The organism is Kocuria atrinae (assembly GCF_039531425.1).
GTDB lineage: Bacteria > Actinomycetota > Actinomycetes > Actinomycetales > Micrococcaceae > Kocuria > Kocuria atrinae.
Genome location: NZ_BAAAQA010000008.1, coordinates 25858 through 51860 on the forward strand (window position 1 = coordinate 25858; position 26003 = coordinate 51860).

Genomic DNA, 26003 nt, shown 5'->3' on the forward strand with positions numbered 1-26003 from the left:
ATATCCCCGGACTTCTCCCTCGGAACAGTCCCGCTCACCGCTGCCTTCGGGCGAGCGGGACTGGGTGCCTAATGTGCGCTGTTGCACTGATTTAGGTCACAGTAGCGGAAACTACCGCCGGGGTGTGAGCGCGGCTCAGCCCACGGGCTTGAGCGAGTTCACCAGTGAGAACAGGTCCTTGGGATCTTCAGGCTCGGCCACCAGGTCGATGTAGGTCTGCAGTTCCGTACCGTTGGTGGAATCACGCAGGCAGCGCAGTGCGGAGAAGTCCGCAATGGCGAATCCCACGGAGTCGAAGATGGTGATCTCTTCCTCCGAGGTACGGCCGGGTGCCTGATCGGTGAGGACCTTCCAGAACTCCACGACCGGGAAGTCCTCCTCGACCTGCTGGATCTCGCCCTCGATACGGGTCTGCTCGGGGAATTCCACGAACACGGTGGAGCGGTAGAGGATCGCGGCCTCCAGCTCGGTCTTGCCCGGGCAGTCGCCGCCCACGGCGTTGATGTGCACGCCGGGCTTGACCTGCTTGTCGGACAGGACGGTGTTCTGTGCCTTGTCCGCGGTGCACGTGGTGATGATGTCCGCGTTGGCCACAGCCTCGTCCGAGGAGGACATGGCCGTGACCCGGAAGCCCAGCGGCTCCAGGTTGCGCTTGAGCTTGTCCATGGCGGCAGGGTCCACGTCGTAGACATCCAGGTCCTCAATGCCCATCGCGGCGCGGAAAGCCAGTGCCTGGAACTCAGCCTGGGAACCGGAACCGATCATGCCCATGCGCTCGGAGTCCGGACGGGCCAGACGCTTACCCACCATGGCGGACGTCGCCGCGGTGCGCAGCGCGGTCAGCAGGGTCATCTCCGCCAGGAACGTGGGATAGCCGTTGTCCACGTCTGCCAGAACACCGAAGGCGGTCACGGTCTGGTAGCCGCGGGCGGGGTTGAACGGGTGACCGTTCACGTACTTGAACGAGTACTCCTCGCCATCGGAGGTGGGCATCAGCTCGATCACTCCGAAGGGGGTGTGGCTGGCCACACGCGGGATCTTGTCGAACTTCTCCCACCGCGTGAAGTCATTTTCCAGATACTTGACCATGTTGCGCATGATCCCCTCAACGCCTTCGCGCTGGATCCATCGGGCCATATTGGGTACGTCGACGAACTGTGTCATGGTCTCGTTCTTCTTAGCGGGAGTCATTCCCGTCAGTGGTGTGCTTCTCGGTGGTGGTCTAGTCGTTAGTGGTCTGATCTGTGGCGGACTGGCCGGTGTGGGGATTGCTGGGGTTCGGCTTCTCGGAATTCGGCTGGGGCACTTGGTGAAGTGAAGCAGTCGAGGTGGTGGAGCCGGAACCGGTGGATCGCTCACGACCGACCCGGAATGCGCTCACCACCGGGCGCTCCGCAAGAATGGGGAACGCCCCGGTGAAGCCCTCTCGCTCAGCGGCGATCGCCCGTACCCGGCCGCGCACCACGAACCAGCCGATCGTGAGGATGGGGATCAGCAGGAGCGAGGATCCCAGTGTCAGGGTGCCCACCGGGTAGTCCACGGCCATCAGCACAATCACACCCGCTAGGAACGCGATGGTCAACCAGTTGGTGAATGGTGCGAACGGGGCGCGGTAGCTGGGTCGGTTGTAGAAACCCTTCTTGGCCATGGACACGTACTTCTTGTGGGCCATGGTGATGGCGGCCCAGCCGGCCATCGTTCCCAGTGCGGCCAGGTTCAGAACGATTTCGAAGGCCTGCTCAGGAACCACGAAGTTCAGCCCCACACCCAACACGGCCACACCCGCGGTCATGAGAATGCCGCCAAATGGCACACCAGATTTCGTGAGTTTGCCGGCGAACTTGGGAGCGGAACCAGCCTGGGCCATCGAGTGCATGATGCGCCCGGTGGAGTACAGGCCGGCGTTGAGCGAGGACAGCGCCGCAGTGATCACGACGAGCTGCATGATGGGACCGGCCGCGCCCACTCCAATGGAGGAGAAGAACGTGACGAACGGGCTCTCGGTCGCGCTGTAAGCGGTGTAGGGAAGCAACAAGCACAGCAGCAGGACTGAGCCGACGTAGAAGACGGCAATGCGCAGGATCACGGTGTTGATGGCCCGGGGGATGACCTTTTCCGCGTTGCGGGTCTCGCCCGAGGTGGTACCCACCAGCTCGATACCGGCGTACGCGAAGACCACGCCCTGCACGACGATCAGCGCGGGAAGAATACCGGCCGGCAGCAGGCCGCCGTTGTCCTGGATCAGGGAGAAGCCCACTTCCGAACCGGTGGGCGTTCCGAAGAGCACGAAGAAAATTCCGACGATCAAGAAGATCACCAGTGCCAGCACCTTGATGAGCGAGAACCAGAACTCCAACTCACCGAACACCTTGACCGACACCATATTCAGGGCGACCACAAAGATCACCACGACCAAGGCCAGGATCCACTGCGGAAACTCAGCCAGGGCCGGGCTGTACTGCCCGAACCACTTGATGTAGATGGCAATGGCCGTGGCATCAGCAACCGCTGTCATGGCCCAGTTCAACCAGTAGAGCCAGCCGGAAACGTACGCGGCCTTCTCGCCGTAGAACTCGCGTGAGTAGGACACGAAAGAGCCGGAGGACGGCCGGTGGACCACGAGTTCACCGAGCGAACGCAGAATCAGGTAACCGAAGAAACCACAGATTGCATACAGGATGAACAGTGACGGTCCGGCCTGCTCCAACCGGCCACCTGCGCCCAGGAACAACCCTGTTCCGATGGCGCTACCGATCGCGATCATCTGCAGCTGACGCGCACCCAGCCCCTTGTGGAATCCAACGGTTTCATCATTGAACCGTTCCTTGAGGATCTGGCGTTCTTCGCTCTGCGTGATGTGCGGGCCCTGCTGAGACATCCGTTAATTCCTTTCGCTTAAGGCCCGAAAAAGTTCGCGTGCCTGACAGCTGAGCCTATGACCAGCGCTGTTGTCTGAGACACATGCGCCGCCCAAAAGGGGGGATATGACAAAAAGATGACCCCGTTGATCAACGGAGTCACCTTTTTCGTCTTATTAGTGCCTTAGCTACTAATAAATAACTTCCATTTAGTCCTCGATCACGCGCACAGCGCCCTTGTCGGCGGAGGTCACCATGGAGGCATAGGCGCGCAGCGCCTTGGACACCCTGCGCTCACGCGGCTTGGTGGGCTTCCACGGTGCGGAGCCCTTGGCCTCCCGACGGCGCGCAAGCTCGGCGTCGTCCACGTTGACCCGCAGCACGCGGTTCTCCACGTCGATCTCGATCTCGTCACCGTGTTCGATCAGACCCACGGCACCGCCGGCGGCGGCCTCCGGCGAGATGTGACCGATGGACAGGCCCGAGGTGCCACCCGAGAATCGGCCGTCCGTGATGAGCGCGCACTTCTTGCCCAGGCCCAAGCCCTTGAGGTAGCTGGTCGGGTACAGCATTTCCTGCATACCCGGTCCGCCCTTGGGGCCTTCGTAGGCGATCACCACGATGTCCCCCTCCTTCACGTTCTTGGAGAGGATCTCGTGCACCGCCTCATCCTGAGACTCGACCACGTAAGCGTTGCCCTTGAAGTGGAACAGCTCGGGATCGATGCCGGCGGTCTTGATCACGGCGCCGTCCTCGGCGATGTTGCCGAACAGCACGCACAGGCCACCCTCGATGGTGTAGGCGTGCTCCATATCCCGGATGCAGCCCTCGGCCGCGTCCAGATCGTGGTCTTCGTACTCATTGGCTTGCGAGAACGCCTGGGTGGTGCGCACACCGCCGGGGGCCGCCAGGAAGAACTCCTTGGCCTCGTTCGAGGCCTTGCCCGAACGGATGTCCCATTCATCCAGCCACTCGCCCATGGTCTGAGCGTGAACGGTGTGGACGTCCTCATCCAGCAGGCCACCGCGGCGCAGTTCACCCAGGATGGCGGGGATACCACCGGCGCGGTGTACATGCTCGATATGGAATTTAGTGGAGTTCGGTGCCACCTTGGCCAGGCAAGGAACCTTCCGGGACAGCGCGTCGATGTCCGAGAGGTTGAAGTCCACCTCGGCCTCCTGCGCGGCGGCCAGAATGTGCAACACGGTATTGGTCGAGCCGCCCATGGCCACGTCAAGTGCCATGGCGTTGCTGAACGCGGCCTTGGTCGCGATATTGCGGGGCAACACGGACTCGTCGTCCTGCTCGTAGTAGCGCTTGGCGGACTCCACGATGCGGCGGCCCGCTTCCAAGAACAGGCGCTTACGGTTCACGTGCGTGGCCAGCGTGGTGCCGTTACCGGGCAGGGACAGGCCCAGCGCCTCGGTCAGGCAGTTCATCGAGTTGGCCGTGAACATACCGGAGCACGAGCCGCACGTGGGGCACGCGTTCTCCTCGATCTGGGCCAGCTGAGCATCTGTGACGGATTCGTCCACGGCCAGTGCCATGGCATCCACCAGGTCCACGCGGTGCTCCACCACGCCTTCCACGCCCTCACCGGATTCCATGGGGCCACCGGAGACGAACACCACGGGGATGTTCAATCGCAGGGCAGCCATGAGCATGCCCGGGGTGATCTTGTCGCAGTTGGAGATGCACACCAGGGCGTCCGCGCAGTGCGCGTTGACCATGTACTCCACGGAGTCCGCAATGATGTCGCGGGAGGGCAGCGAGTAGAGCATCCCGTCGTGGCCCATGGCGATACCGTCGTCCACGGCAATCGTGTTGAATTCCTTGGCCACGCCGCCGGCTTCCTGGACCGCGGAGGCCACCAGGTCGCCCATGTTCTTGAGGTGGACGTGCCCGGGGACGAACTGGGTGAAGGAGTTGGCGATCGCGATGATCGGCTTACCGAAGTCCTCGCTCCCCATGCCGGTGGCCCGCCACAGGGCGCGCGCTCCCGCCATGTTCCGGCCGGTGGTTGACGTTGCTGATCGCAGCTGCGGCACAGTGACTCCTTCCAAGGTGTGCTTCGGGCTCTCGCACGGCTCGATTGTGCCGTGACCCGAAAAGATTTGTTCGTTCCAGGATACGCGCGGCCCACGACGCTATCCATATGTCGGTCATGCGTCTCAAATTTTGATACGCCGACGCCGCTCTGTTCAGTTCCACTCGACACTCACGCGAGTTGCTCCCGCCCACCGCTCTGCCCGGCTCCATAGACTGAAGACAGCGATCCACCGCAACGGAGCAGGAGGAATCATGGGCAAGCACAAGGACACACCGCGCCCCGACGACGGGGTGGAGTTCGCTGTCGAACTCAAAAAAGCGGTGGACCCTTTGGTCATGGCCTTGGACGTGGGGTCCACGGCAAGCCGTGGTTCCCTCCACGATGCCACCGGGACCCCGGTCCGTGGCTACCGGCACAAGGTTCCGCATTCCTTCACCACGGCCTCCGACGGCACATCGGTGATCGACCCCGATCAGGTGGTTGAGGAGTTGAGCGAGATCCTGGACTTGGTGTGTGACCGGTCTGAGCTGGCCGGGCGAGTGCGCGGCGTCGGACTCGATACTTTTGCGTCATCGCTCGTGGGCGTGAACGAGGAGGGGAGCGCTATTACCCCGTGTTTCACGTATGCGGATTCCCGCTGCGCGCCGCAGCTCGCGCAACTGCGTCAAGAATTGGACGAGCGCGAAGTACAGGACATCGTGGGTGCCCGGCTGCACACCAGCTACCTGGCTCCGCGATTTCGCTGGCTGGCGGAGACCCAGCCGGAGGTCATGGAGGAGGCCGCTCGATGGATGTCCATCGGTGAATATGTGTGGCTGAAGCTTCTCGGAACTACTGCAGCGGGTACCGCGACCGCCGCGTGGACCGGGCTGCTCAACCGACGATCCGGCAACTGGGATCAGCGCATGCTCAAGGCAGCAGGGATCTCTGAGGATGTCCTCTCGCCGATCCTTGACCCCGATCAACCGCTGCCGGACGTGGACCCCGAACGCACCGAACGCTGGGAGGGTCTCTCCGATGCCCAGTGGTACGCGCCGGTGGCCGACGGGTTGTGCGCCAACATCGGCGTGGGCGGCGACAACGAACAGACCATGGTCGTCTCTGCAGCCACCTCCGGTGCCATGCGGGTGCTTCTGCATCACCGCCCGAACGACATTCCGCCCGGACTGTGGTGCTACCGGATCGACTCCAAACGTTGCCTACTGGGCGGGGCCCTCAATGATGTGGGCCGAGCCGTCAGCTGGCTGGAGAACACGCTCAATCTGGACGGCGTTGACCTGGATGAGATTGCCGCAGAAGCTGTGTCGACCTCGACTCCGGGAGTGCTGCCCTTCCTGACCGGCGAGCGTTCCACCGGCTGGGCCGGCAGCGCGCGCACCGCGTTCGTGGATGTCTCCGCGTCCACCGATGCAGCGGGGATGGCCCGCGGAATGTTGGAGGGCATCGCGGCCTCGTACCGGCGGGTGGCCGATGAGATGGAAGAAGCCGCCAAGCACGTCGAGAAGATCGTGGCCGCGGGAAGCGTGACGCAGGATCTGCCGTCGTGGTTGCAGATCCTGGGCGACTACCTGGGCAAACCGGTGATTCATCAGGTCATGAAGCGCTCCACCGCCCGCGGCACCGCTCTGCTGATGCTCGAGGCGCTGGCTCCGGACGTGAATCCGGCCGATCACGAACCCGCCGGTACCTACTCGCCGCAAGATGAGACGCGGGAGTACTACGACGGTGTCCACGAACGGTTCGAGCGCGTGTACGACGCACTAGTCGCGGGTTCTTGATCTGGCGGAGCGCTAACCGCCGAACATGCTCCGCCATCCAGCAGCGCGTGCGAGTCTCATGTGAGGCAACGGCATCGACGAAGTCTCAAGCGAGGGAACTGCCGATTTCCTGCCGCGGGTTCTAAGGGTGGTTGCCACACTTCCGGACTGCAGTTGACTCACATCAGTCTCCGGCCGCGGAGCCCCAGCCCAGCGGAATAGTGCCGAGCAACGGGACGCTCGTGCCGTCCTCCGCGTGAATGTTGCGGATGTAATCGCGGTTGGTCTCGTGCAGTGCCTGCGGTTTCGAGGGCCAACTACCCAGCACCGTTCCGAGCACGCGCACTCCCCTGCGGTACAGGGCGTCGAGGCTGAGCAGGGTGTGATTCAAGGTGCCCAGATCGGGGCGGCCCACCAGAACGACTCCTACATTCCGGTCCACGTTCCGACCAATGAGATTACTCAGGTCCGCGATATTGTGCGCCTGGCCATCGAGCTCCACGAGTACACCTCCGCTGCCCTCTACGAGCACCAGATCGTGATCGCGCAGTAATGCGGCAATGCGTTCAGCATGATCGTCAAGGCTCAACAGCGGCACCTGGTCAATGGCCGCGGCCGGTGGCGGTGCCATGGGCGCGGAGAGGCGTTGCCCTTCGGCCGTGGTGAGCACCTCGCGAGGTACGCCCGCTTCGGAAAGTAGCCGAGCGACGTCGTCGGTGTCCCCGGAATCACCGGAAAGCACGCCGGTCTGGACAGGCTTGTAGACGGCAATCCGACGCCGCCCCGACGAGTACCCCGCCAACGCAAGGGCCGCCGTGGCGTAGGTCTTGCCGACGTCCGTATCAGTGCCCGTGACGACCACGACCCCGTTCAGCAGCTCCGCCGCGTCCGACAAAGGGTTACCCATCACGCGGCCACCCCTGTCGGCCGGGCGCCCAAGTCGGCCAGGACGTCTTGGACCTCGCGCAGCGCGTCCATCAATTCTTGTAATTCCACGTTTGCTCGGGCGGTAAGCCGTAATCGGCTGACGCCGTCCGGCACTGACGGTGGCCGGAAACAGCCCACCAGAATCCCGCGATCCCGCAGGGCCTCGGCCGTGCGGAGAGCCAACTCCGGCGACTCGATCGGCACTGATTGCACTGCTGCTATGGCGTGCTTGATTCCAAGAGCTTCGGCGATGACCCGGCCGTTTTCATGCAGCCGTTCCGCCAGATCCGGTTCGCGAAGAATGATTCGGCAGGCTTCAGCGGCGGCGGCCGCACTGGCCGGGGCGAGCGCCGTGTCGAAAATGAACGGGCGAGCGACATTAACCAGGTGATCGCGCAGTAGCTCAGACCCCAGGACGGCTCCGCCCTGAGCGCCAAGGGACTTGGACAGCGTGACTGTCAGGACCACATGGGGGTGCCGCGCCAAGCCCTCCTGATAGACGAGCCCCCTCCCCAGTCCTGCGACACCGATGCCGTGAGCCTCATCCACCACGAGCAGCGCCCCGTGGAGTTCGCACGCCGCGGCGAGTTCCTTGAGCGGAGCATGGTCGCCGAGTACCGAGTAGATGGACTCGACGACCACCACGGCTCGCGTTTGGGCGCGTTCCTTGAGCAACTGTGCCACGTGCTCAACATTGTTGTGCTCGGCAATCACCACCGGAGACCGTGACAGTCGAGCCCCGTCAATTAGCGAGGCGTGCACGTGCTGATCGGAAATGATCAGGGTGTCCGCGTCCCCCAACGCCGTGAGTAAACCGGTGTTCGCTGCATACCCGCTGGAGAATACAAGCGCAGCGGGCTGTCCCGTGAGCTCGCAGAGGGCCTGTTCGAGGTCCGCGTGAACGTTCAGCGTTCCGGTGACCAACCGAGATGCGCGCGATCCCGCGCCGTACCTGTGGAGGGCTTCCGCCGCGGCTCCCACCACGCGCGGGTCCCGCGACAGACCCAGGTAGTCGTTGGACGCTAGATCCACAGAGTTCTCGCGGATCGCCACGGTACGACGCCGCAGCCCCGAATCCGCACGGGCGCTCGCCTTGTCACGAAGCCAGGAGTCGAGCGGCCCAATCACGACGCCGCCCCCGTCTGAATGGCACGTGATTGGTCATTCGGCTCAACGCCCACGTCCAATACCCGACCTGCGACCGTAGTTGACTCCACGGCTCGGGCCGCTGCAACCATCGCCTGGCCAATCCGCTCGGTCTCGCGCTCGGTGCAGATATATGGCGGCATGGCATAGAGCAATTTCCCGAAGGGCCGCAACCAGACTCCGTGTTTCAGGGCAGTCCGGGTCAGCACGTCTCGATCCGGTACCTCGTGGAATTCAATGATTCCCACGGCGCCGATCACCCGAACATCCGCCACCCCAGGCAGCTCCATGGCCAATGGCAGGATTTCTTGTAATTTCAGGTTCTGCCGGGTCACGCTTGTCCGCCAGCTGTCTTCGAGCATGGCCAGGGACTCGTTCGCCACGGCACAAGCAAGCGGGTTGGCCATGAAGGTGGGACCGTGCATCAGCGCACGTTGCGGCGAATCGGTGATGACGGCAGCGACCCGCCGCGAGACGAGCACAGCAGCCAACGTCATGTAGCCACCGGTCAGCGCCTTTCCCATGCACATCACGTCCGGAACGATGTCCGCCCACTCACAAGCAAACCACGCACCAGTGCGCCCGAAACCGGTAGCGATTTCGTCCGCGATGAAGACCAGATCCAGCTCATCTGCGAGCTCACGCAAAGCCTTGAGGCAGCGTGGATCGTAGGTGCGCATACCCCCGGCACCTTGAAGAACCGGCTCAACAATCACCCCCGCCAGCTCATGCCGGTGAAGGCGCGCGGCTTCTTGTAATTCCGAGATCCAGCGGTCGACCTCCGCAGTATCGCTGGACCATGAACCGGCCGGGAGGTTACCGGACGACCCGGACGCGGCGCCGTCGGAGTTGATGTCGGAATCCGCAGGTTCGCCGGCCGGGATGAATCGCGCGGCGGGCGGGGGTGCCACGAACAGCTGATCCGCAACGAGCCCGCTGAACTGCGAGTGCATTCCACCCACGGGATCGCACACGCTCATGGCCCCGGTGGTGTCACCGTGGTAACCGCCGCGGACCGTGAGGATCCGGCGCCGCTCTGGGTGATTCCGCGCGGCTTGGTACTGGACCGCGAGCTTGAGGGCTACCTCTACGCTGACGGAGCCCGAGTCTGCAATGAATACGTGGTCCAGGCCGTCCGGGGTCAGGGCAACCAGTCGTTCAGCCAGCTCCACAGCGGGCTCGTGCGTCAGGCCTCCGAACATCACGTGCGAGAACCGACTGACTTGTTCGATCACCGCGCGATCCAAGCGTGCGTTCCGATAACCGTGCACCGCGCACCACCACGAAGACATACCGTCAATGGCATGCACCAACTCGCCTGTGGGAGCCCGCAGGCTCAGGGTGACGCCGTCGGCCTCCTCGACCGCGTAGGGCGAGTCGCCGTCGAGCGCTTCGTACGGGTGCCACAACAAGCCCCGGTCCCGATCGGCCAGGGATCGCTCGACCGCCTTAAGCATTGGGCGCCACCGCCGTGCCCGCCCCGCGACGCCGCAGTGCAGGCTCCAAACCCAGGTCCACCTTTTCGTAGGGCTCGGACACCATCTCCTCCGAAGACGTGGGCGCGTCGGCACCGGGAGCGGCCCCGAGAACGGTGAATCCGGCGTCGGCAATCATGTCCAGATCCGCCTTGGCCGCCTGGCCCTCGGAGGTCAGGTAGTCACCCAGGAACAGCGAATTGACCACGTGCAATGCCAGCGGCTGGAGCGAGCGCAAGTGCATTTCGCGACCGCCCGCCATGCGAATCTCCTTGTCGGGGCACACGAAGCGCACCACGGCGAGGATCTTGAGGCACTTCTGCGGGCTCAACTGCCAGGTGCCCGCTAGCGGCGTCCCTTCGAAGGGCATCAGGAAGTTGACCGGCACGGAATCCGAGTTGAGCTCGCGCAAGGCGAAAAGCGCTTCCACGAGTTGTTCATCCGTCTCGCGCATCCCCACGATCAAACCGGAGCACGGAGAAAGCCCCGCACCCTTGGCGCGCTCCACGGTGTCCACGCGGTCCTGGTAGGTGTGCGTGGAACAAATGCTCTCGTAATTGGACTCGGCGGTGTTGAGGTTGTGGTTGTAAGCATCCACGCCGGCGTCACTAAGGGTCTCGGCCTGGCCGTCCTTGAGCAGACCCAGACAGGCGCAAACTTCCACTCCGGGGTGCTGTTCCTTCAGCGCCTCGACCGTTTGCGTCACCGTGTTGACTTCGCGATTGGACGGCCCACGGCCGCTGGCAACTAAGCACACCCGGCTCGCCCCGCCCTTGATGCCGTGCTGCGCCTGCTCCACAGCCTGATCGGGCGTAAGCCAGGAGTACTTCAGGATGCCCGCACCGGAATTCAACCGCTGCGAGCAGTAGCCGCAGTCCTCCGCACAGAGGCCAGACTTCAAGTTGACCAGGTAGTTCACCTTGACGGTCATCCCGAAGTATTCGCGCCGCAACCGGGCCGCGGCAGCCACCAGGTCGAGCATGTCCTGGTCGCTGGTTTCGAGCAGTTGGAGCGCCTCTTCGGGGGTCACCGGCTCGCCGTTGAGCGTGCGATCTGCGAGATCATTAAATTTCTTGAACACCGTTCAATTATTGAACGGTGTTCAAATTTGTCAACCCGACACCGCCCCCCGGGTAAAGTTCGACTCGTCCCAGCCCACACTTCGAGGAGCATCATGGCCCTGTCCCGCGAGCAGATCGTGGATGCCGCGTGGGGCATTCTGCACAGTTACGGTCTGGGCGACCTCTCGATGCGTCGCCTCGCGAAAGAACTCGGAGTGCAGCCCGGCGCCCTCTACTGGCATGTGGCCAACAAACAAGAACTCCTCGGGGTGCTTGCCCAGCGCATGGTCGCACCGCTTTCCGAACTCACCTTCGACGACGCCGTTCCCCCGCTCGAACGCGCAGCTCACCTCACCGGGGAGTTCCGTTCGTTGATTCTCGCCGTGCGCGACGGAGCCGACGTGGTCAGCGTGGCCCATTCCATCAGCCCGGAAGAACTGAACCCGGCGCCAGAACTGGCAACGCTCGTCACGGGGTCCGGGGTCTCTCGCGAAACTGCGATGGCCACGGCCCTCACCCTGATCCGCTTCACCTTGGGCTCGGTGACCACGCAGCAGACACGGGAAGCAATGGGCCTGGATACCTCGTCCTCGGAGGCCGAATTCACCGCGGGCGTGGAGTTGGTGCTGCACTCAAGATGACCGGCCCGAGTATCACGCTGCGCCGCCCCTCCCCGAAGGATGCGCGAACGCTTGCCACAGCCCGCGGGCACGGCGTTTCTACGAACGCAATGGCTTCACGGTCGATGGCTCCGAGGGGGCAACTCTGGGTATGACCACGGTGCGGATGGTGCGCTGAATACCCGCCGCAGGAGTTCCGGGACGGACCGGTTGATCCGCCCCCGGGGATATTTTTTAGCGTTAAACCATGAGTGCTCCACCGATAACCTTGCGACACCCCGAACCAACCGACGTTGAGCCGCTGGCCGACGTTCACTTGCGGTGCTGGCAGGAGACGTACGCGGGTCAATTGCCCCACGCGTTCTTCGGAGACACCGCGTGGGAATCCCGGCGCCGCACTTGGCAAGCCATCGTGAACAACCACGGCCAGGACATGTTCCCGTGGATCGCGGAAGCGGACGACCACGTCATCGGGTTCTCCATGGCCGCCCACCCCCAAGAAGAAGATGACGTGCGGGACTTCCAGCTATTCATGCTTTACGTCCTGAAGGAATTCCACGGCACCGGCGCGGGACAAGAACTCATGGACGCTTCACTGGGGGATGAGCCGTCACAATTGTGGATGGCCAAGGACAACCCACGGGCACGCAGGTTCTACGAAAAGAACGGGTTCGTAGCGGATGGCGCTGAACGGATCGATAGCTCCTCCAACGGCCTGAAGACCATTCGCATGGTGCGCTAGTCGGTGCCTTCTATGACGACACTGCTCGGCTCCCATCCGAGCTACTCACCCGCGGCCTCGTAGCCCGGTACCAACCGGTGAAGAGAAGCACGATCAGCAGCACATCCACCGCATCTCCCCCGTAGTACATGAGCTGCGCCCCGAACTGGCCGTCAGCCAGCTCTACACCCGCGGGCGGGTGGGCATACAACCACTTGGCCAGGATCGAATGCGCAGCGATGAACGCTATGAGGACCCCGGCTCGAAGCTTGAACGGTGCTCTGTGTGGGTCTGGATCCAGCCCCACCAAGGAAGCGGTGAAGACATAGCCCGCTAGAAATATATGCGCGTGAACCAATGCATGCACCCACACCGATCCGTGCATGGCGTGGAACAGGGGCGTTGTGTAAAGCACCCACAAGCCGCCTGCGTTCAGAACTGCTGCCACCACGGGGTGCGTGATCACCCGCACGTACGGCGAGCGCAGTACTCGAACCACTGCGCGCGCCCTCCTCACGGACAGGCCCCGCAGGACCACGCTCACCGGGGCTGCCAACACCAACAGCAGCGGCGCGATCATCCCCAGCAGCAGATGCCCCACCATGTGCGCGGTGAAAGATCCGTGAGCGGCCTGGGCCAATGGGCCTGCCAGGCTCGCGGCAACGCATGCGAGCCCCAGGTATAACAGAATGGGCCGGTGTAGGGGCCACGCGCTCCGATGCCGCCCAGCCCATAAGAACCAGGCGTACCCGGCGGCCGCGATCAGCAGCAGCGCTACGACTAACACCTCGAAGACGAACCACCCGTCCAACGATGTGACCGGTGAGGATGAGGAATCGTGAGTGTGCATCGAACTGCTCAGCGGGCGCGGCGGGCGGGGCTGGTCAACCGCAACACCAGCCAGCCGACCACCATAAGCACGAGTGCGGAACCGATCCACACGACGTCGTACATCAGCAGGTCCACGCCGTATCGAATTTGGTGGATACCGAGAATCTTATGGTTGAGCACGCCGTCCAGCAGTTGGAACGAGCCGGCGCCCAGCACCACCGCTCCCACCCAGCGTTTCCAGTTCACGCCTCCGCGGCGCCGGATATCAGCCAGTAGGAACAGGCCCCACACCGTGATGAACCAACCGAAGGCGTGGAAAAGCCCATCGGCCAGCAACGCAACCTCATGGGTGGACAGGTCGTAGAAGTGGTGCCACTGCAAGCCCAGATGGAAGATGAACAGGTCGACGATCGAGGCCGCGATGCCACAGCCGAATAAGAATCCCGAGAGCACGATCCTTTTGCCTGGCCGCCGCTCGTCCCGGGTGTCGACGACGCCGCTGCGTTCCGTTTGCGCGCGCCCCTCTGCGTTCGGCTCAACGGTGGACATGCCCCTCACTCCTCAGCGCGATATTCGTCAGTTGTTCTCATTGTTCAACCATTCAGCAAGCTGATCAATTGGTCGCGACCCGAATGACGCACCCGGAATGACAACCGGGGATTCGGCAGGTAATAAAACGTCTAACAACCTGCCCGACCAAGGGAAACTCCCCGAACGACTGGGATCCACACTAAATTTGAACCATGCCCACACCTGACGACGCCCCCAACGTGGCGAACCCGGATTACTGGCAGTTCGCGAACGCCGCTGCGTCGCGCATCTCCCAGGAGTTTCCGGAATCGGACGTCACGGCCAACCGCCTGTTCGTCACGCTGTTCCGGGCATCCTCCTCCGTGATTTATGACTTCGAGTCATCCATCCACCGCCCCGCTGGAGGCACGTGGGCCAGTTACCGCATGCTGTTCGCACTCTGGGTTGCAGGCCCGCTGACACCGCATCGCGCGGCGGAACTCATGGGCATGAGTCGTGCGGCGGTTTCGAATCTCGCGGGAAACCTGGAGTCCAAGGGGCTACTGGTCAAGCAGGCGTCCGAAGATGACGGCCGCTCGTTGATCCTGCACCTGACCGAAACGGGTCAGAGCAAGATCCAAGAGATCTTCGCGCTGCAGAACTCCCGCGAGAACGACTGGAGCCAAGCTCTCACCGAACAGGAACGCGAACTCCTCATCAGTCTGCTCGACAAGATCATGGACCACCGTACGGTTATCGGCGCCAAGACGCGTAAGTAGCACCCCGGCAAGCCGCTCTCGGGCTAGGACGTCACCGCAGCATTTGCGTCCGTTCGTGCCACCATGCGCTCCGCCAGTCGAATCACGGACGCGTCGACGATCTGCGCCCCGTGCCGGAAGGATCCCCGCTGCTCCGGGGCCGCCTCCACCACGCTGCGAGCCCAGTCGAGTTTGTCCGGTTTGGGGAGGAAGCCCTCCTTGATGACAGCCATCTGGGAGACGTGCACGCCGCCCTTGGCATTGAAGCCAGAGCTGGAGGCATCCAGCGTCTCTCCCAGCAAGCCCTCCAGATTTTCGACGTCCAGGAAGATGCCGTCGACTGCAAAAATCCCATTGACCTTGGCGTGCAGGAGCGTCTGCGAGCGCACGTGCAGCGAAATATCGCGCAGCGCACCATTGCACTTGCGACTCGTGAGTCCGCCCAGGTTCCCGATCAAGTCCTCGGAGCCCCACACCAATCCGACGACGCCGCTCGCGCCGGCAACCTCACCCAGGGCCAGAGCACCCTCGGGAGAGTCGATCGACGCCACGACTTCATAGCCGGACAGCCCCGCAATCTGCTGAGCGGATTCGACCTGTGGGACGACCACGCGCCGATAGGTTGTGGTTTCCAACGCCTGCAGATCCGCGGTGTGCTCATCGGTGCCGACCGGGTTCACCCGGATCACCGTGCGCGCCGGATCCAACGGGCATTCCAGGATGCACTGGCGTGCGAACTCCTTGTCCCGTGGCAGCACGCCGTTATGGAGGTCCAGCACCACCACGTCCGCCGCCTGTGCGGCCTCAGCGAACTGCTCGGGCTGATCGGCGGGTACGACAATCCATGCCGGTCCATTGAGGGCGTGAGTCTGAGTCATCGGTGGTATCTCCTGAGTGTGGCGTAGGTCTCGTCCACCGAGTATGCAGCACAAATCCGGATAATGGAATAACTATTCCATTATCCGGATTGTGGAAACACGCGGAATTAGCGGCTCAGCAGCAACGCTTCTCCTTGACCACCACCACCGCACAGGGACACTGCGGCCTTGCCGGAACCACGGCGCGCCAGCTCGAGTGCCGCGTGCAAAGCCAGGCGAGCACCGGACGCACCAATCGGGTGACCCAGGGCAATGGCACCGCCGTGAATGTTGGCCTTGTCCAGAGGAATCCCCAAGTCATCGACCGATTGCACGGAAACGGCCGCGAAGGCCTCATTGATCTCCACGAAGTCCAGCTCGTCCACGGACCACCCGGCGCGCTCCACGGCGTGCTCGATGGCTCGCGAAGGCTGCGAGTGCAACGACGTATCCGGCCCCGCAACCTGACCCGGCTTGCCCACCACGGCCAGCCAGGACAGACCGTGCTCCTCGGCGTAGGCGCGCGTCGTCAGGACAACGGCAGCGGCGCCGTCGGAAATAGGGGACGAATTACCCGCTGTAATGGTGCCGTCCTTGGTGAAGGCGGCACGCAACTTGCCGAGACCCTCGGCCGTGGACTCGGGGCGAACGCCCTGATCCTCGGACACGGTGACCGGGTCTCCCTTGCGCTGCGGGATCTCCAGCGGGGCGATCTCGTCCGCGAAGACTCCCGAGGACTGCGCTTCTCCCGCCAATTGGTGGCTGCGCGCGGCAATCTGATCCTGCTGCTCGCGGCCGATCGAGCGCTCGGAATTGCCGGTCTCGGTGAGCTCACCCATCGCGACGCCCAGAGCGGCATCCACCAGACCATCGTTAGCCAACGAATCAGCCAGCGTCATATCCCCGTAGGGCTTGCCCTTGCGGGAGCCGAGCGCGAGGTGAGGCGCGTTGGTCATGGACTCCATGCCACCGGCCACCACCACAGACGCTTCACCCGCGCGAATCATCCGGGCCGCCTCGGTCACCGCGACCAAACCGGACAGGCACACCTTGTTCAGGGTCATGGCGGGAACGTTCATGGGAAGACCCGCCTCCACAGCGGCCTGCTTGGCCGGATTCTGGCCATTACCGGCCTGCACCACGTTGCCCATGTACACGTAATCCACGGTCTCGGGCGAGACGCCCGAGCGCTCCACCGCGTGCTTGATGGCGTGCGCGCCCAGATCCACAGCGCTCAGAGACGCCAGCGCCCCCATCAGCTTGCCCTGCGGCGTGCGCGCCCCGTTGACGATCACAACATCATTGGCGTTCTCGGTCATTTGTCCTCCTACTGGGCGGACTCGTAGCACCCGCCCGTGAGCTGCATCACTGATTTATCGTTGATTTCATCCTACGGGTGCCACCAAGGGATCCGAGGTGTCGCGACGCGCGCCACAATTGGCCCGACCACCCACCCATGATGTTTGATGAGAAGGTACCCATCCAGAGCGGCCGAGAGATCTGGCTCGTTGACGCCGCAGCAACCCGGGATTCAGCCCACGGTGCTACCGCCAGGACCGATGGAAAGGACTGTTAGTTCATGCCACAGAACACCGATCGCATTCAGACCACGCACGTGGGATCGTTGCCCCGCACCCCTGATCTGTTGGAGGCCAATAGGCGCTTCCAGGAGGGCGAGGCCTCCGCCCAGGAGTTAGATGCCGCGCTCGACAACGGCGTGATCGACATCGTCCGCAAGCAGCGTGAGATCGGCCTGGACATCGTCAATGACGGCGAATACGGCCACGCCATGTCCTCCTCCGTGGATTACGGCGCGTGGTGGAACTACTCGTTCTCCCGCCTGGGCGGGCTGACCCCCACCAACGAGGACCGTTGGAAGGACGCAGAGGTCAAGCGTTCCTCCCCCGGCAACATTGTTCTGACCAGCTTCCCGGACCGCCGCGATCGCGCTCGCTTCCGCGAGGCCTACGAGGACCCCACTGCGGGCGTCCTCGCGCACCGCGCCTCAGTTGCTCAACCCAAGATCACGGGCCCCCTGACCTACACCGGTCAGGACGCCGTGGCCGGTGATATCCGCCGCCTCAAGGACGCGATGACCGAGACCGGCGCCCAGCAGGGTTTCGTGGCCGCGCTGTCCCCGGGTTCCTGTGCGCGTGTTCGCAACGAGTACTACTCGACCGATGAAGAGCTCGTATACGCCTGCGCGGACGCCATGCGCGAGGAGTACAAGGCCATCGTCGATGCCGGCCTGACGGTTCAGATCGACGACCCCTCCATTGCGGAGTCCTGGGACCAGATCAACCCCGAGCCCACCGTGGAGGACTACCTGGCCTTCACCAAGATCCGCGTGGACGCCCTCAACTACGCCCTGCGCGACCTGCCCGAGGACCAGATCCGCTTCCACCTGTGCTGGGGATCGTGGCACGGCCCGCACACCACTGACCTCGAGTTCAAGTACCTGGTGGACCTCATGCTCACCATCAACGCCGGCGGCTACAGCTTCGAGGCGTCCAGCCCCCGTCACGGACACGAGTGGAAGGTCTGGAAGGACCACAAGCTCCCCGAGGGCAAGGTGGTCTACCCCGGCTTCGTCTCTCACTCGACCAACGTGGTGGAGCACCCGGAGCTCGTGGCCGACCGCATCGAGCAGTACGCGTCCGTGGTGGGTCGCGAGAACGTCATCGCGTCCACCGACTGCGGCCTGGGCGGTCGCATTCACCCCTCGATCGCGCTCGCCAAGCTTGATTCCCTGGTCGAAGGCTCGCGCCTTGCGACCGAGCGCTTGTTCTAGCAAGGTTCGCAAGCGGCGTCGGCAATTCATCGACGACGCCGCTCGCCGCCTGAACCACGTGTGGCCCGTCATACTGACGGGCCACACGGCTTTAAGGACGATGGCCGCCGCAATCCGATGAGAAGTCCCAGCGCTATGGGCGGGGACACGCCCCGAGCGGACAGAATTTGTTTGCCCAACCCATGCCCGGTGAACACCGAAATAGCTGGTCAGCGCAGGACCATGGCGCCACGCCTCACACGTGTTTCCTCAAACCTTTGATAATTTTGCGCGGAGGTAGTGACGCGAGTCACGATCATCAGTACTATCTATTCCAACGACCATTCGGTCAGTAATCGCAGATCTTGCCGGGCCCGGACCGCGCAACTCATGATCCTGGAGCTTCCATGGCTACAAACGCAGCTTCCCCGCCCGCACAGCAGCAGGCGCACACCATGTCCCGCGAAGAGCGCAAGGTTCTCGCCGGCACCCTGGTGGGCACCACCATCGAGTGGTACGACTTCTTCATCTACGCTCAGGCAGCGGCCTTCATCCTGGCCACGCATTACTTTGCTCCTGCAGGTGCAGAAAATGCGGCTCTGGGCCAGATCTTTGCCTGGGCATCACTGGGTATCAGCTTCCTGTTCCGCCCGCTCGGCGCCATTGTCGCTGGCCACATCGGTGACAAGTACGGCCGCAAGATCACCCTGGTGATGACCTTGTTCGGAATGGGTGCAGCCACCACTTTGATCGGCCTGCTTCCCACCTACCAACAAATCGGCATCGCAGCACCCATCATCCTGGTTCTCCTGCGCATCTTGCAGGGTTTCTCCGCCGGTGGTGAATGGGGCGGCGCTGCCCTGATGGCCGTAGAGCACGCCCCCAATCACAGGCGCGGACTCTTCGGCGCCTACCCGCAGATCGGCGTGCCCCTGGGCATGCTGATGGCCACCCTCTTCATGTTCGGCCTGACCTCCATGCTGACTCCCGAACAGTTCGAATCCTGGGGCTGGCGCGTTCCGTTCCTGTTTTCGGTCGTGCTGATCGGTGTCGGCTACGCGATTCGCCGCGCGGTGGATGAGTCTCCCGTGTTCGTTGCCATGCAGCAGCGCGCCAAGGAGTCTTCCGCTCCGCTGGGCCAGTTGTTCCGCACCAACAAGCGAGAAGTGACCCTCGCTGCCCTGATCTTTGCTGCCAACAACGCCGCTGGCTACTTGGTCATCGCATTCTTTGCGTCTTACGGCGCCAAGTCGCTCGGAATGGAGCGGTCAGAAACCCTCATTGCCTCGCTGGTCGGCGGCGTGGGCTGGCTAATCTTCACGATGCTCGGCGGCTGGATGTCCGACAAGATCGGACGAAGGCTGACCTTCCAACTGGGTTACGGGTTCATCATCCTGTGGGCCATCCCCATGTGGTTCATGATGGACACCGGATCCCTGCCACTGTTCGCGGCGGCGATCTTTATCCTCACCATCGGCCTTGGCCCGTCCTACGGTCCGCAGTCCGCGATGTACGCGGAGATGTTCCCTGCTCGCGTTCGATACTCGGGCATCTCGATCGGCTACGCATTCGGTTCCATTATCGGCGGCGCGTTTGCGCCGATGATCGCCGAGCTACTGCTCACTGAGACTGGCCAGTCCTGGACCATCGGCCTTTACATCGCCTTGCTCTCTGTCGTGTCCTTCACGGCCGTGTGCTTCGTCCGCAAGTCGGACCAGGGCCGCGACCTGCACATCGAGGAAGTGCACGAGGAATTCATTGCCAAGCACCCGGGCGAAGAAGTTCCCCCGGTACTGCCCGAAGACATGGACAGCAATGCCCCGCAGCACCGCCGGTAAAGCTCCGCGCAGTGCATGCAACTGAATAGCTGATGTGGCCGGATCCTTCGCGGGTCCGGCCACATCGCATTCGCAGGTCATTCAGCTCCAACCCTCAACATGGAGCCGAACGCACTGGAGCCGAAAAAGTCCGAATCTCGCAATCCCGACCGATCGTATTGACGTAGCTCACAAAATCGTGGAATCTTTAGATGAACGATCGGTCAGTTATTGCCCCTGCGAAGGAGACAGCATGTCCACGATGCCGCAAGCTTTTCTAGTCGGAGGGGCCCGAACCCCCGTAGGTCGTTACGGCGGGGCACTGTCCTCCGTTCGCCCTGACGACATGGCCGCCCTCTGCATCAAGTCCGTGGTTGAAGCCGCCGGCATTGATCCCGCAGACGTTGACGAGGTCATCCTCGGCAACGCCAACGGCGCCGGCGAAGAAAATCGCAACGTGGCCCGCATGGCCTGGCTGCTGGCCGGTTTCCCGGACACCGTCCCCGGCATCACCGTGAACCGCTTGTGCGCCTCCGGCATGTCCGCGATCACCATCGCTTCCCAGATGATCAAGTCCGGCGCCGCGGATATCGTGGTCGCCGGCGGCGTGGAGTCCATGTCCCGCGCTCCGTGGGTCGTCGAGAAGCCGAAGACCGCGTTCGCCAAGCCCGGCGAAGCCTTCGATACTTCCATCGGCTGGCGCTTCGTGAACGAGAAGTTCGAGGACGGCCCGCTGTCCCGCGACGGCAAGGCCACCTACTCCATGCCGGAGACGGCGGAGGAAGTTGCCCGCTTGGACAACATCTCCCGCGAGGACTGTGACGAGTTCGCCGCTGAATCCCATGCAAAGGCCATCGCCGCTATCGAGGCCGGTCATTTCAAGGACGAGATCGTCCCGGTCGAGGTCAAGGGCCGCAAGGGCGCCGTGACCGTGGTCGACACCGACGAGGGCCCCCGTCCCGGCTCCACCCCGGACGTTTTGGCCAAGCTGCGCCCCGTGGTCAAGGGTGGTTCCGTGGTCACCGCCGGTAACGCCTCTTCCCTCAACGACGGCGCTTCCGCCATTATCGTGGCGTCCGAGAGCACCATCGAGAAGTACGGCCTGAAGGCTCGCGCCCGCGTGATCGACGGCGCTTCCGCCGGCCTCGCTCCCGAGATCATGGGGCTTGGCCCGGTCCCGGCGACCGAAAAGGTTCTCAAGCGCGCAGGCTGGTCCGTGGACGACCTTGGTGCCGCGGAGATCAATGAAGCGTTCGCCAGCCAGTCCCTGGCCTCGATCCGCCGCCTGGGCCTGAACCCGGACATCGTCAACCGCGACGGCGGTGCCATTGCACTGGGCCACCCGCTGGGTTCCTCCGGCTCCCGCATTGTGATCACCCTGCTGGGTCGCATGGAACGCGAGAACGCGGACAAGGGCTTGGCCACCATGTGCATCGGTGTTGGCCAGGGTGCCGCCATGCTCGTGGAGAAGGTGTGATGCCCGCATGAGCGAACAAGCGACGTCGTCGAACGGCGAGGACCAGGGCCTACAGGGTGACTTCACCGCCTTGCGCCTGGAGGAAACCGAGGATCGCCTGCACGTGATCCTGGACCGCCCCGGTGTGCGCAATGCGATTGACCAGACCATGGTCGACGAGCTGCACACCGTGTGCGGTTACCTGGAACGCAACCCGAAGATCATGATCCTGTCCGGCACGGAAGTGAACGGGAAGGGGATTTTCGCCTCGGGTGCGGATATTGCGCAACTGCGCGAGCGGCGTCGTGAGGACGCGCTGCGCGGGGTGAATTCGCAGATTTTCGACCGGATCGCCAAGCTGCCCATGCCTGTGATTGCGGCACTGGACGGCTACGCGCTGGGTGGCGGCGCGGAACTCGCGTGGGCCGCGGATTTCCGCCTGGGCACCCCTTACGTGAAGATCGGCCAACCGGAAACCGGCTTGGGCATCATCGCCGCGGCAGGCGCGCTGTGGCGCATCAAGGAACTCGCGGGCGAGCCGGTGGCCAAGGAGATCGTGCTGGCCGGACGCGTTCTCAACGCTGAAGAAGCGTTGGCCGCGCACCTCATCACGGAAATCCATGAACCGGACGAGCTGGTGAACGCTGCGCACGCCCTGGCCGACCGCATCGGCAAGCAGGACCCGCTGGCCGTGCGCGTGTCCAAGCGCGTGTTCCACATGCCGCGCGAATCCCACCCTCACGTGGATGAACTCGCGCAGGCGATCCTGTTCGAATCACAAGCCAAGTTTGACCGGATGCAGGCGTTCCTGGACCGGAAGAAGGAGAACAAGAAATGAGCGAAGAGACCAAGGGCACCGTTCCCGCCAAGGTCGGCGTGCTGGGCGGTGGCCGCATGGGTGCGGGCATCGCGCACGCGTTCCTGATCTCCGGCGCCAAGGTCACGGTGGTTGAGGCCAATCCTCAGGCCGCCCAGGGCGCCAAGGAGCGAGTTGAGTCGGACCTGGCCAAGTCCCTCGAGCGCGGCAAGATCGACGGCAACCTCGACGCGTGGGCCGAGAACTTCACGGTCAGCCTGGACCACGCTGATTTTTCCGAGTGCGAGTTGGTCATCGAGGCCGTTCCCGAAATCTGGGACCTCAAGGTTTCCTCGCTGCAGCAGGTCGAGGCGAACCTGTCCGAGAGCGCATGGTTGGCCACCAACACGTCCTCGCTGTCCGTGGACGGGCTGGCCGCCGAGCTCAAGCGCCCCGAGCGCTTCTGCGGTCTGCACTTCTTCAACCCGGTCCCGGCCTCCAAGCTCGTGGAGATCGTGATCGGCCAGCAGACCAGCGATGAACTGCAGAAGCTCACCCTCGAGTGGGTCGCCGGCATCGGCAAGACGCCGGTGACTGTGAACGACGCCCCCGGTTTCGCGTCGTCCCGTCTGGGCGTCGCACTGGGCCTTGAGGCCATCCGCATGGTCGAAGAAGGCGTGGCCTCCGCCGAGGACATCGACAACGCCATGGTCCTCGGTTACAAGCACCCCATCGGCCCGCTCGCGCTCACGGACATCGTGGGCCTGGACGTGCGCCTGGGTATCGCGGAGTACCTCGAGTCCAAGCTCGGCCCCCGCTTCGCGCCGCCGCAGCTCATGCGCGACATGGTCGAGCGCGGCGAGTTGGGTAAGAAGTCCGGCAAGGGCTTCTACGACTACTCGTAGTCGCGCACGGCTCGTCCCGCACGACGACGCCGCCCGGCCCCTGGCGCCGGTGGCCACCGCCTCGGTGGGTAGTTCAACCATGAACTACCCACCGAGTTTTTTCGTTTGCAAGAGTTAATTAAGTGCGACGCGCGCCTTCCGTGATATCTCAAGGATGCGCCCGTATCCCGTTGTCACCGGGAGTCTTGGAGCGAGATCACGATTCGATCACAACGGGTTGCATTTGCAAACCACCACCGGAAGTGTGGGTTGTGACCTGAACGGCAACCACCTCCAAGGAGGTCAGATCATGAACAAGAAGATCACGATCGCAACCGCAACTGCCCTTTCGCTCCCGCTGCTCGTTGGCTGCGGCCAGGCAGATACCGAAGCCTCCGCGAGCTCCAGCGCCGGGTCGTCCGTCTCGACCGAGTCCTCGAGCCCCGTCGCCCAGACTGCACAGGGCTCCGGCGTGGCCGATCCCACAGAGGGCACCGATACCGCGGCGCCTTCCGAGGATCCCGCATCCACTGAAGCAGCCACAGGTGAAGCGACGAGCGACGCTGGCGCATTGCCTGCTGTGGAAGATCCGTGCGCGGGCCAGTGCATGGAGAACGGCCGCATCCCGGTGGATCACCCCAAGTTCGGGGCCATGGAAGTAGTGGCCTACTTCAACCAGACTTCCGAGGATGGTGCTGCACCGAGCACCGGTAACGCTTCCTACGCCTTGTATCAGGATGGCACCCCCGTTGGGTACGTGGGCACTGAGGGAGAAGTGGTGCATTTCGGCACATCACCGGCCCTGCCCGGTCAAACCTGGGACCTGGCCAATGGCTCCAATGTTGACAAGTACGGCAACGTGTACCTCTCCTTCGACCGCGGCGTCACCGTGTTGACGCCCACCGATGAGGGCTACAACTCTCACGGCAGTCTGCCTCAGCCCGAGGGCGTGGGGATCCCGTTCGATCACGCCGGGTTGAAGATCGACGAGACCGGCGAACCCACCATCCTGCAAAAGACGTTCGACAAGGATGGTGTGGAAACCGACCAAATCATTGAATACACCTGGGAGGGCAACTCTTTCGCCCCCGTGCGCTAAGAACCCCCGAGAAAAACCACTGAGCGGTGACTCCCCGATAGGGCTGTGGCCCCAGGGCACCCGAAGTGGGGGCCACAGCTGAACGGACCAGCCGCACCAAGATCGTTTTACACACCTGAACGGCAACCACCTCCAAGGAGGTCAGGATCATGAAGAAGAAAGCTACTGTCATTACCGCTACTGCACTTTCCATCCCGCTGCTGGTGGGCTGCGGCCAAGCCGACACCGAGGCCACGGCGAACCCCACTGACGGATCGAGTGAGGCGTCGAGCCCCGCCAGCCAGACAGCACAAGCCTCTGGCGCGGAAACTGCCCCGCAGAGCACCGAATCAGCAGCACCCAGCGCGGATCCGGCCTCGACCGCTACCGGCGAACAGTCCGATGGCGTCGAGCAGCTTCCCGCGGTGACCGATCCCTGTGCCGGTCAGTGCACCGAAACCGCACGCATCCCCGTGGATCACCCCAAGTTCGGCACCATGGAGGTCGTGACCTATCACGAGGTCACCAGCGCACCGGGCGCAGCCCCCACTACGGGTGAAGGCTCCTACGCCTTGTACCAGGATGGTCGCCCCGTGGGCTTCGTACCCTCAGCCGATGGAGTCGGTGTGGTCACCTTCGGCCAGGAACCCAAGTTGCCCGGTCAGACCTGGGATCTCGCGAATGGCTCGAATGTCGACAAGCACGGCAACGTATTCCTCTCCTACGGTGACGGAGTTACGGTGCTGACCCCGACCGAGAAGGGTTATGACTCCAACGGGAGCATGCCTCCGGCCGAGGGGGAGAAAGCACCGTTCTCCAACTCCGGCTTGAAGATTGACGCCAACGGTGAGGCCACCATCATCCAGAAGAAGGTGGATGAGAACGGCACTGACACCGGTGAGACCGTCGAATACACCTGGGACGGCTCCGGCTTCACCGCCAAGAGCTGATACCCACCCAAGAGACCCGCTGAGCGGCGACACCCCCGAAAAAGACTGTGGCCCCACTTCACACGAAGTGGGGCCACAACCCTGAATTATTCAGTTCCTGAGACGGGTAATCTCACCGCTCCACAAGGATCCCGTCCTCATCCGCCCACACGGTCTTGCCTGGCCGGAAGGTCACACCACCGAAGTTCACGATCACATCCGTCTCACCCGAGTCATTGGGCTCTGACTTGCGGGGATTTGTGCCCAGCGCCTTGACGCCGATCTGCAGCGTGCCCAGTTCCACGCGGTCGCGCACGGGGGCGTTGACGATCACGCCGGCCCAGCCGTTCTCCATGGCAGTGCGGGCCACGTTGTCACCCAGCAGCGCGCGGCTCATGGACCCCTGGCCGTCGATCACCAGCACGGCGCCCTCGCCCTGGGTGGCCACGAGCTTCTTGACTTCCACGTTGGACTCGAAGCAGCGCACCGTGCGGATGGGGCCGGTGAACCGGTGCACACCGCCCACCGAGATCATCTGGGTGGTCACCGACTGCAGGTCCTCACCGTGCTCGTCGTACAGGTCAGCGGTCGCAAAGCTCATGGGTTGCCTTTCGTCAGAGACAAATTGGGTAGAACACGGGTTGCCGACGGCGCTCGGCTCGCGGGTGCCGAGGTCACGAAAACGTGAGTTTCGGCTTCGAG

At 63.4% G+C, this 26003-nt stretch carries 23 protein-coding genes and 1 riboswitch; of the genes, 11 read left to right on the forward strand and 12 right to left on the reverse strand.

Translation table 11 applies throughout. The features are described 5' to 3' along the window. Window positions 1-135 precede the first annotated feature (135 nt). The 3 genes from ABD283_RS04695 to ilvD all read right to left on the reverse strand — a co-directional run bounded on the left by ABD283_RS04695 (window position 136) and on the right by ilvD (window position 4906). Window positions 136-1164: an ornithine cyclodeaminase gene (locus ABD283_RS04695; protein ID WP_344223931.1), complete on the reverse strand. Its 1029-nt coding sequence runs from the start codon at window positions 1162-1164 to the stop codon at window positions 136-138. Between the two features lie 58 nt (window positions 1165-1222). Further along, window positions 1223-2878: an amino acid permease gene (locus ABD283_RS04700; RefSeq protein WP_344223843.1), complete on the reverse strand. Its 1656-nt coding sequence runs from the start codon at window positions 2876-2878 to the stop codon at window positions 1223-1225. Window positions 2879-3067: 189 nt separating this feature from the next. Continuing rightward, entirely contained in the window at window positions 3068-4906 is a 1839-nt protein-coding gene (gene ilvD, locus ABD283_RS04705) for a dihydroxy-acid dehydratase (RefSeq protein ID WP_344223844.1), read from the reverse strand. A gap of 253 nt (window positions 4907-5159) precedes the next feature. On the opposite strand from ilvD, the gene ABD283_RS04710 reads away from it, so the two are divergent. Next, window positions 5160-6686, forward strand: coding sequence for a gluconokinase (locus ABD283_RS04710; RefSeq protein WP_344223845.1), 1527 nt, complete (start codon window positions 5160-5162; stop codon window positions 6684-6686). Between the two features lie 163 nt (window positions 6687-6849). On the opposite strand, the gene bioD is transcribed toward ABD283_RS04710, so the two are convergent. Genes bioD through bioB form a run of 4 tightly spaced genes read right to left on the reverse strand, consistent with a single transcriptional unit; the run spans window position 6850 to window position 11294 of the window. Further along, window positions 6850-7572: a dethiobiotin synthase gene (gene bioD / locus ABD283_RS04715; protein WP_344223846.1), complete on the reverse strand. Its 723-nt coding sequence runs from the start codon at window positions 7570-7572 to the stop codon at window positions 6850-6852. Further along, the gene (locus ABD283_RS04720; protein WP_344223847.1) at window positions 7572-8720 is read right to left on the reverse strand and encodes an 8-amino-7-oxononanoate synthase; all 1149 of its coding nucleotides are present in this window, start codon (window positions 8718-8720) and stop codon (window positions 7572-7574) included. The genes bioD and ABD283_RS04720 overlap by 1 nt, the downstream gene beginning before the upstream one ends. Continuing rightward, window positions 8717-10195 (reverse strand): adenosylmethionine--8-amino-7-oxononanoate transaminase, encoded by a 1479-nt coding sequence (gene bioA / locus ABD283_RS04725; protein ID WP_259916368.1) that lies wholly within the window; start codon window positions 10193-10195, stop codon window positions 8717-8719. The genes ABD283_RS04720 and bioA overlap by 4 nt, the downstream gene beginning before the upstream one ends. Beyond that, window positions 10188-11294, reverse strand: coding sequence for a biotin synthase BioB (gene bioB, locus ABD283_RS04730; RefSeq protein WP_344223848.1), 1107 nt, complete (start codon window positions 11292-11294; stop codon window positions 10188-10190). Before bioB ends, bioA begins: the two co-directional genes overlap by 8 nt. Before the next feature lie 93 nt (window positions 11295-11387). Between bioB and ABD283_RS04735 the strand changes: the two genes are divergently transcribed. Beyond that, on the forward strand, window positions 11388-11915 hold the full coding sequence (locus ABD283_RS04735) for a TetR family transcriptional regulator (protein ID WP_344223849.1): 528 nt from the start codon (window positions 11388-11390) through the stop codon (window positions 11913-11915). A gap of 226 nt (window positions 11916-12141) precedes the next feature. Then, window positions 12142-12636, forward strand: a complete 495-nt coding sequence (locus tag ABD283_RS04740; protein ID WP_344223850.1) for a GNAT family N-acetyltransferase — start codon at window positions 12142-12144, stop codon at window positions 12634-12636. Window positions 12637-12646: 10 nt separating this feature from the next. Here the strand turns inward: ABD283_RS04740 and ABD283_RS04745 are convergent, their stop codons facing one another. Further along, window positions 12647-13465, reverse strand: a complete 819-nt coding sequence (locus ABD283_RS04745; RefSeq protein WP_259916377.1) for a cytochrome c oxidase assembly protein — start codon at window positions 13463-13465, stop codon at window positions 12647-12649. Window positions 13466-13473: 8 nt separating this feature from the next. Further along, window positions 13474-13995, reverse strand: a complete 522-nt coding sequence (locus ABD283_RS04750; RefSeq protein WP_259916380.1) for a DUF2243 domain-containing protein — start codon at window positions 13993-13995, stop codon at window positions 13474-13476. Window positions 13996-14189: 194 nt separating this feature from the next. Between ABD283_RS04750 and ABD283_RS04755 the strand changes: the two genes are divergently transcribed. Then, window positions 14190-14735 (forward strand): MarR family winged helix-turn-helix transcriptional regulator, encoded by a 546-nt coding sequence (locus ABD283_RS04755; protein WP_259916383.1) that lies wholly within the window; start codon window positions 14190-14192, stop codon window positions 14733-14735. A 23-nt stretch (window positions 14736-14758) separates the two neighbouring features. On the opposite strand, the gene ABD283_RS04760 is transcribed toward ABD283_RS04755, so the two are convergent. Next, window positions 14759-15592, reverse strand: coding sequence for an HpcH/HpaI aldolase/citrate lyase family protein (locus ABD283_RS04760; protein WP_344223851.1), 834 nt, complete (start codon window positions 15590-15592; stop codon window positions 14759-14761). 107 nt (window positions 15593-15699) lie between these two features. After that, the gene (locus ABD283_RS04765; RefSeq protein WP_344223852.1) at window positions 15700-16890 is read right to left on the reverse strand and encodes an acetyl-CoA C-acetyltransferase; all 1191 of its coding nucleotides are present in this window, start codon (window positions 16888-16890) and stop codon (window positions 15700-15702) included. 156 nt (window positions 16891-17046) lie between these two features. Then, a riboswitch (SAM riboswitch) is annotated at window positions 17047-17137 on the forward strand. Window positions 17138-17150: 13 nt separating this feature from the next. On the opposite strand from ABD283_RS04765, the gene ABD283_RS04770 reads away from it, so the two are divergent. The 7 genes from ABD283_RS04770 to ABD283_RS04800 all read left to right on the forward strand — a co-directional run bounded on the left by ABD283_RS04770 (window position 17151) and on the right by ABD283_RS04800 (window position 25322). Further along, window positions 17151-18362 (forward strand): cobalamin-independent methionine synthase II family protein, encoded by a 1212-nt coding sequence (locus tag ABD283_RS04770; RefSeq protein WP_344223853.1) that lies wholly within the window; start codon window positions 17151-17153, stop codon window positions 18360-18362. Between the two features lie 386 nt (window positions 18363-18748). After that, complete coding sequence (locus tag ABD283_RS04775; protein WP_344223854.1) at window positions 18749-20179, forward strand: MFS transporter; 1431 nt, start codon at window positions 18749-18751, stop codon at window positions 20177-20179. Window positions 20180-20411: 232 nt separating this feature from the next. Next, window positions 20412-21635 carry a thiolase family protein gene (locus ABD283_RS04780; protein WP_344223855.1) on the forward strand — a complete coding sequence of 408 codons (1224 nt, stop codon included), beginning with the start codon at window positions 20412-20414 and terminating at the stop codon, window positions 21633-21635. Window positions 21636-21642: 7 nt separating this feature from the next. Then, window positions 21643-22452 carry an enoyl-CoA hydratase/isomerase family protein gene (locus ABD283_RS04785; protein WP_344223856.1) on the forward strand — a complete coding sequence of 270 codons (810 nt, stop codon included), beginning with the start codon at window positions 21643-21645 and terminating at the stop codon, window positions 22450-22452. After that, the gene (locus tag ABD283_RS04790; RefSeq protein ID WP_344223857.1) at window positions 22449-23315 is read left to right on the forward strand and encodes a 3-hydroxyacyl-CoA dehydrogenase family protein; all 867 of its coding nucleotides are present in this window, start codon (window positions 22449-22451) and stop codon (window positions 23313-23315) included. Before ABD283_RS04785 ends, ABD283_RS04790 begins: the two co-directional genes overlap by 4 nt. Window positions 23316-23604: 289 nt before the next feature. Further along, on the forward strand, window positions 23605-24393 hold the full coding sequence (locus ABD283_RS04795; RefSeq protein ID WP_344223858.1) for a hypothetical protein: 789 nt from the start codon (window positions 23605-23607) through the stop codon (window positions 24391-24393). Between the two features lie 149 nt (window positions 24394-24542). Continuing rightward, on the forward strand, window positions 24543-25322 hold the full coding sequence (locus ABD283_RS04800) for a hypothetical protein (protein ID WP_344223859.1): 780 nt from the start codon (window positions 24543-24545) through the stop codon (window positions 25320-25322). Between the two features lie 112 nt (window positions 25323-25434). Here the strand turns inward: ABD283_RS04800 and rraA are convergent, their stop codons facing one another. After that, a complete protein-coding gene (gene rraA, locus ABD283_RS04805; protein ID WP_344223860.1) occupies window positions 25435-25902 on the reverse strand; it encodes a ribonuclease E activity regulator RraA in 468 nt (155 codons plus the stop codon). Between the last annotated feature and the right edge of the window lie 101 nt (window positions 25903-26003).